The following is a 6,203-nucleotide window of genomic DNA, read 5'->3' as shown; positions in this document are numbered from 1 at the left end:
GGCGGGCGGGTTGGTGCCCACCAACCGGCTCAGCATCGCCGACCTCGTCCTGTACGGCGGTGACGCACCGAGCGTCCTCGACGATCCGCTTCTGGAACGCCGGCCCGGCGTGGCCACCCGCCTCTACGACCTGGCCGCCCCGCACCCCGAGGACCTCTTCGTCATCATCTCCAACTCCGGCGTCAACAACGTCATCGTCGAGATGGCCCTGCACGCCAAGGAACAGGGCCACCGGATCCTCGCCCTCACCTCCCTCGCCCACACCCGGGCCGTTCCCGCGGGCCACGCGAGCGGCAAGAAGCTCGCCGACCTGGCGGACGTCGTCCTCGACAACGCGGCCCCGCCCGGCGACGCGCTGCTGGAGCTGCCCGGCGGCGGAGCGGTGTGCGCCCTGTCCACGCTCACCGGCGTGATGCTGGTGCAGATGGCCGTCGCGGAGGCCTCGGGGCTGCTCCTCGCGGCCGGGGAGCGACCGCCCGTGTACGTCTCCGCCAATGTGCCCGGCGGGTTCGAGGGCAACCTGGAACTGGAGAAGCGGTACGCCGGACGGATCCGGCGCACCGCGAGCTGATCACTCCACGGGTACCGGCGTCAGCGCGACGGCCAGCGGATACGCGCCCGTCGTCAAAGGTGTCCCTGCGGTGCCCGACGCGGTGTCGACCGGGACCAGGCGGTTGCCGTCCGCCGTGGTCACGTAGGCCGTACCGCCGTCCCAGTCCAGGCCGACGTCGAAGGCGGACCTTCCGACCGTGACCTCGGTGCCGGGCGCGCCGGTCACCGTGTCGACGGGGGTGACGCGGTCCCCGGTGCTGGGGCTGACCCACAGCGTCCGGCCGTCCGGGGACAGCCCGAGCCCGTAGGCCTGGCCGGTGACCAGCAGCGTCGGCTCGGTGTCGTTGGTCGCCGTGTCGATCGGAGTCACCGTCGAGCCACCGGAGTTGGACACGTACACCGTCTTCCCGTCGGGCGCGGCGACCACGTTGAAGGGCCTCGGGCCGACCGCGACCGGGTCCTCGGCGGTGCCGGTGGCGAGGTCGACGGGCGTGACCGTGTTGTCGTGGATGTTGGCCACGTACAGCGTCCTGCCGTCGGGTGTGACCGCCATGTTCTCCGGCCCGTCGCCGACCCGGACGGGCGCGCCCGCCCTGAGCGTGCCGGTGTCCACGGGCTGCACCGTGCCGTCGGTGTAGTTGGCCACCCACAGCGTGCCGCCGTCCGGGGTGAGCGCCAGGCCGGCCGGGACCCGGCCGACGGCGACCGTGGCCGTGACCGTGCCGCCCGCCACGTCGAGCACGCTGACCGTGTTCGAGCCCTGGTTGGCGGCGTACGCGGTACGCCCGTCGGCGCTCACCACGACCTCGCCCGGGTTGGCGCCGACCGCGATGTCCTTGGTCGTCCCGGTGGACAGGTCGATGGAACTGACCGACGCGCCACTGAAGTTGGCGGTCAGTGCCCGTGGGGTACCGGTGCCGTCGGTGACCTGGACGGGGAGCGCGCGGTCGAGGAGCCCCGTGCCCGACACGACGACGGAACGGACGCCTTCGGCGGCGGTCTCGTCGGCGGTGAGGGTGACGGTGACCGAGGCCGGGGTGGTCGCCGTGCCCTCGGCGGGCGTGGCAGTGACCCCTTCGGGCAGGTCCAGCTTCCAGCCGACGGTCTCGGCCCGGGCGTCGGACAGGTCGAGGGTGACCGTGGCGGAGGCCCCGGGCCGCAGGGACAGCGCGTCAGGGGAGAAGGAGGCGTCGACGCCGGGGTCGGGGGCGGTCTCCAGCATCGTCGTGTAGAGGAACTGGTCCATCACGCCCGGGGAGACCTGCTCGGGCACGGCGTCCAGCGCCTTGCGCTCGGCCCGCAGCGCGGTCCAGTACCGGGTGACGGCGTCCGCGTCGCCGTCCTTGTGCGCCAGCAGCAGATCCACGGCGGTTTCGCCCGCGCCGCCGTAGCGGCCGAGCTTGTCCAGCCAGGCCGAGGTCTCGTCGAGGAACCCGGGGTTGTCGAGCAGCGCGCGCAACCGGTCCGGGGTGGCGGCCATGTCGGCGAAGTAGCCCCTGAGCTCGGCGGCGGCCCGGTCCAGGCCGCTGTCCTGCTCGTAGGCCTTGCGGAAGGCGGAGATCAGAGCGGTGAGGGTCGGGGACTCGGTCGGATCGAGCTGGGAGGAGTGGTTGTTCTCGGCGAAGATCCGCAGCCAGGGCGCGGCGTCGGGCCCGGCGAGATCCCGTACGGAGGCGAGGAAGGCGGCCCGTGGGTCGTACGCGTCCGGGTTCCAAAGGTAGGCCGCCGAGGTGAACAGGGCGATCCGGCTCGCCTCGCCCTGGACCATCGGGTTGGCGGTCACCCCGGTCGACGCGCTCGCCACGCCGGGCTCGCGGCCGGTGTAGGGGCCGAGCAGGAGACGGCTGGTGACGTAGTCGTTGACCGGGTAGTTGTCCCAGACCAGGATCGGATGGCCGTAGACCTCGCGCGCCTGTTTCACCTGCTCGGCGGTGATGGTCGGCGCGATCACGCCGACGCCGGTCCACTCGACGACCACGGACGGGTCGAGCTTCTCCCGCAGCGCCTTCTTGTACGGGGAGTCGGCGAGGTCGGAGTACTCGGTGGGGACCATCTCCAGGGGTTCGAGGTCGGTGTGCTCGGCGGTGAACTCCCGCCACACCGTGTTGAGCAGATGCGCCTGCGCGGCACCGGCCGCACCGCCGCCCGTCCCGAACTCCGCCTCGTCGGCGGCGCAGTTCCACTTCGTGTAGCTGATGTCGTCCAGCGGGATCGCGAAGGAGCGCACACCGATGGCGTACAGCGAGTCGAACTTGGCGGTGAGCGCCTTGATGTCGGCGGCGGAGGAGTAGCAGACGGAGAGGCCGGGGGAGAGGGCGTAGGTGAAGCGGACGTGGTTGGCGCGGGCGCGGTCGACCAGTTCCTTCAGCTTCGCCAGTTCGGCGGGCGGGTACGGCTCGCGCCAGCGGGCGCGGAGGTAGTCGTCGTCCTTGGGGGAGTAGACGTAGACGTTCTGTTTCGTACGGCCGTAGAAGTCCAGTTGGGCGAGGCGCTCGGCATGCGACCAGGGGGTGCCGTAGAAGCCCTCGATGACGCCGCGCAGGCCGGCCGTGGGCCAGTCGCGGACGGTCACGGTGGGTATCCGGTCGCCGGTGAGGAGTTGGCGCAGGGTCTGGGCCGCGTAGAAGGTGCCGGTGGTGTCGGAGCCGGAGAGGGCGAGGAGGGCACGGCCGTGGGAGCGGCCGGCGGCGAGAACGTAGCCGCCGGAGGGCAGGCCGGTCGGGGACTTCGCGCGCAGCTCCCTCAGGGCCGCGCCGGTGGCGGGGTTCTCGGTGGGGCCGCCGATGTGGACCGTGAGGCCGGAGGCGGGCGGGCGCTCGCCCGCGGGGACGGTGACGATGTGCTCGGCGCCGGCGTCGCGCAGGACCGATTCGACCAGGCGGCGGGCGGCGGGGTCGGTGCGCGGGCCGACGACCTCGACGACCCGGTCCGGCACGGTGAGCCGCCCCGGGCCCGCGTGCACGCTCTTCGGCGTCGGCCACACCTGCGGAACCCGGGTGCGGGGCTCGGGGGCCGCGGCCGTGGCCGGGGCGGTGAGACCGAGGGCCAGCAACAGGGCGGCGGCGGTGGCCGGTATCAGCGGGCGCAGGGGGCGTCTGACACGGCGGACTGGAAACACAGGAACCACGGGACGCACAGGTCCTCCCGGGACAGGATGAATGTATCCATCGGGAGATGGTAGGGATGCTGAATGCTTCATTCAATGATTCATGGCCGGAAGCACGAGCGTCCGACGGCAGGTGGGCGCACACTGGAAGTGTGCTGTCGGTGCTCAAGGGGGTGTCGGCATGGCTGCTTCCGGGTGCCCGAGGGTGCGGCTGTGGCGATGGCGGCGCAGCCCGCTGAGGCGGCGCAGTGACGTCATCGAGGCCTGGGTCGTGCTGTGCGCATGGCTGTTGGCGCTGGTCGGCGCCGTGTTCGCGGGCCGGGCGGCGGCGGACGCGGTGATCGCCTCCGCGCAGGAGCAGCGGGCCCGCAGCCACAAGGTGACGGCCGTACTCGTGAAGGAAGCCGAGGATCCGGGGGCCTCGCGGGTCACCACCGACCATCTCGTGTGGTCCACGGTCCGCTGGACGGACCCGGACGGCACGACCCACACGGACGAGGCACGCGTGCCGCCCAGCACGCACGCGGGCAGCAAGGTCGAGGTGTGGACGGACCGCAACGGCGTCATCGCCAACGAACCACTGTCCGATAGCGAGATGACGCTGCACTCGATCGCCGGAGGCATCCTGGCCGGCGCGGGCACCTTCGGTCTCGTCCTGGGGTCCGCCTGGGTGGTACGGCAGGGGATGGAGCGCCGGAGGCTGGAGCAGTGGGCCGCGGAGTGGGAGCGGCTGGACACGCCGTGGGGGTGGAAGACGGGCTGATACGGCGGCCCACTGCCTCGGTCAGTCGACGTCCGCCGTCACTTGACGTCCGCGCTCGGCAGCGCCGACGGGGACGCGGTGTTCAGGTCCTCCAGGCCCTTGGGGATGGCGAGCGTGAGGACCGGCGCGCCCGGCTGCGGCGCGGGCGGGGTGAGCTGGTCCTTCGGCAGCTTCGGCGGCGTCGTCTGCTGGAAGTTGTTGGCGTCGAAGTTCACCAGGCCGGTCTTCTCCAGGACCGTGATGTGGTCGAGCACGGTGTCGTTCGCCAGGTCGGCCAGCTGACGGACCATGGTGTTCTGCGTGTTGGCCCGGATCTTCGCGATGGTCGGGAAGATCTGCCCGTGCGTCACCCGCATGATCGCCACCCCGGTGGCGTCGAACTCCTTGCCCGTCTTGGAGTCCACGGTCGCCACGAACTGCTGCTGCTGCGGGCTGGCCTGGTTGGGCAGCGTGATGTTCAGCTCGGAGGCGATCTTGCGGCAGGCGAGGTCCAGGCGGGCATGTCCGACGACGAGGTGCTCGCCGGCCTCCTTCATCTCCGGGGTCGTGCCGCGCTGCATGGCCATCATGCCCAGCGGGTGCTCCCAGAGCCCGGCCGCGCGGACCTTGACCACGAAGTCCCGGTCGGCCTCGGTCAGCGGACCGTACTGCGTGTTGGTGATGACGCGGTCCTGGTTGGCGGAGGTGTTCTCCACGCCCAGCATGGCGGGGTAGGCAAGGGCGGAGAGGGTCAGGACGAGGGCGCCTCCCACGAAGACGGTTCCTACCATGCGGCGCGAGATGGGCATCGTGCCTCCAGAGACGAACGGCTCAGTACTCCAGGAGGTACGGACGCGACGCGCGAAACAATCACCGCCGAGGGAAAAAATCTCGCGGGCCGGCCGTGCGTGATGCGTCACAAGCGCGAGCTCAGCCCAGGTGACGCTCGAAGAACGCCGTCGTGACGTCCATCGACTCCCGCCACCGGGGCCCGAAGGTGTGCCCCTCGCCCGCCCACGTCCGCAGCTCCACGTCCTTCCCCGCCGCCTCGAACGCGGCGACGGTCGCCTTCGACCAGGCCAGGGGGCAGGTGTCGTCGGCGGTGCCGTGATGGACCAGCAAGGGTTCGGTGACCCGGTCGGCATAGGTGACCGGCGAGACCTGCCGCCAGAACTCCGGGTTCTCCTCCGGGGTGCCGTGCGCGTCCTCGATCTCCTCGACGAGCGGGTCCCCTTCGGGGCGCTGGAACCGGTCGATGTTCTCCTCCGGGCGCGAGCTGACCGGTGCGAAGACGACGGCCGCGTCGACGAGGCCGGGCGCCACGACCAGCGCGTTGTACACCACCCCGCCGCCCATCGACCGCCCCAGCAGCCCGATCCGCCCGTCGTCGACGTCCGGCCGGGCGGCGGACCGCAGGGCCTGTACGGCGTTGACGACGTCCACCGTGTAACCGAGCCGCAGGTTGACGTCGTTGTCGGGGTCGTCGTCGGAGCCGGCGTGGTTGCGGTAGTCGGTGTGCAGGACGACATAGCCCTCGCGGGCGAGCAGGTCCTGCTCCCGGGGCATGCCACGGCCGGTCGTGTACACGTCCGGATCGATATAGCCGTGCGCCAGGACCAGCGCGGGGAAGGGACCCTCGCCCCGGGGGACGTTCATGATCCCGGAGATGGTCAGCCCGTCGGACCGGTAGGTGACGGCGTACTGCGTGTAGGCGTCGGTACGCAGGCGTACGGCACCGAGGCGCAGGTCGGAACCGTGGTGCTCGCGCTGGATCAGGGCCGGGAGGGAGACGGGGTCGGCGGG

General features: G+C 71.6%; 5 protein-coding genes. 2 read left to right on the top strand and 3 right to left on the bottom strand.

Features of this window, described 5'->3' with window-relative positions:
* On the top strand, positions 1-571 hold a 571-nt coding region (locus L0P92_RS41030; RefSeq protein ID WP_234768233.1), incomplete at its 5' end, for a sugar isomerase domain-containing protein.
* On the opposite strand, the gene L0P92_RS41025 is transcribed toward L0P92_RS41030, so the two are convergent.
* On the bottom strand, positions 572-3,670 hold the full coding sequence (locus L0P92_RS41025) for a beta-N-acetylglucosaminidase domain-containing protein (RefSeq protein WP_443733838.1): 3,099 nt from the start codon (positions 3,668-3,670) through the stop codon (positions 572-574).
* A gap of 169 nt (positions 3,671-3,839) precedes the next feature.
* Here L0P92_RS41025 and L0P92_RS41020 point away from each other — a divergent pair, with 169 nt between their 5' ends.
* Complete coding sequence (locus L0P92_RS41020; RefSeq protein WP_234768232.1) at positions 3,840-4,421, top strand: Rv1733c family protein; 582 nt, start codon at positions 3,840-3,842, stop codon at positions 4,419-4,421.
* A gap of 38 nt (positions 4,422-4,459) precedes the next feature.
* On the opposite strand, the gene L0P92_RS41015 is transcribed toward L0P92_RS41020, so the two are convergent.
* Both L0P92_RS41015 and L0P92_RS41010 read right to left on the bottom strand, forming a co-directional pair.
* Complete coding sequence (locus tag L0P92_RS41015; protein ID WP_234768231.1) at positions 4,460-5,209, bottom strand: DUF4142 domain-containing protein; 750 nt, start codon at positions 5,207-5,209, stop codon at positions 4,460-4,462.
* A gap of 121 nt (positions 5,210-5,330) precedes the next feature.
* Positions 5,331-6,203, bottom strand: an 873-nt coding sequence (locus tag L0P92_RS41010) for an alpha/beta hydrolase family protein (RefSeq protein WP_234768230.1), incomplete at its 5' end; no start/stop codon positions are given.

Origin of the sequence: Streptomyces muensis, from assembly GCF_021474425.1 — a bacterium.
Taxonomy (GTDB): domain Bacteria; phylum Actinomycetota; class Actinomycetes; order Streptomycetales; family Streptomycetaceae; genus Streptomyces; species Streptomyces muensis.
The sequence above is the reverse complement of the archived record's forward strand: the minus strand, read 5'-3'. Positions and strand labels throughout refer to the sequence as shown.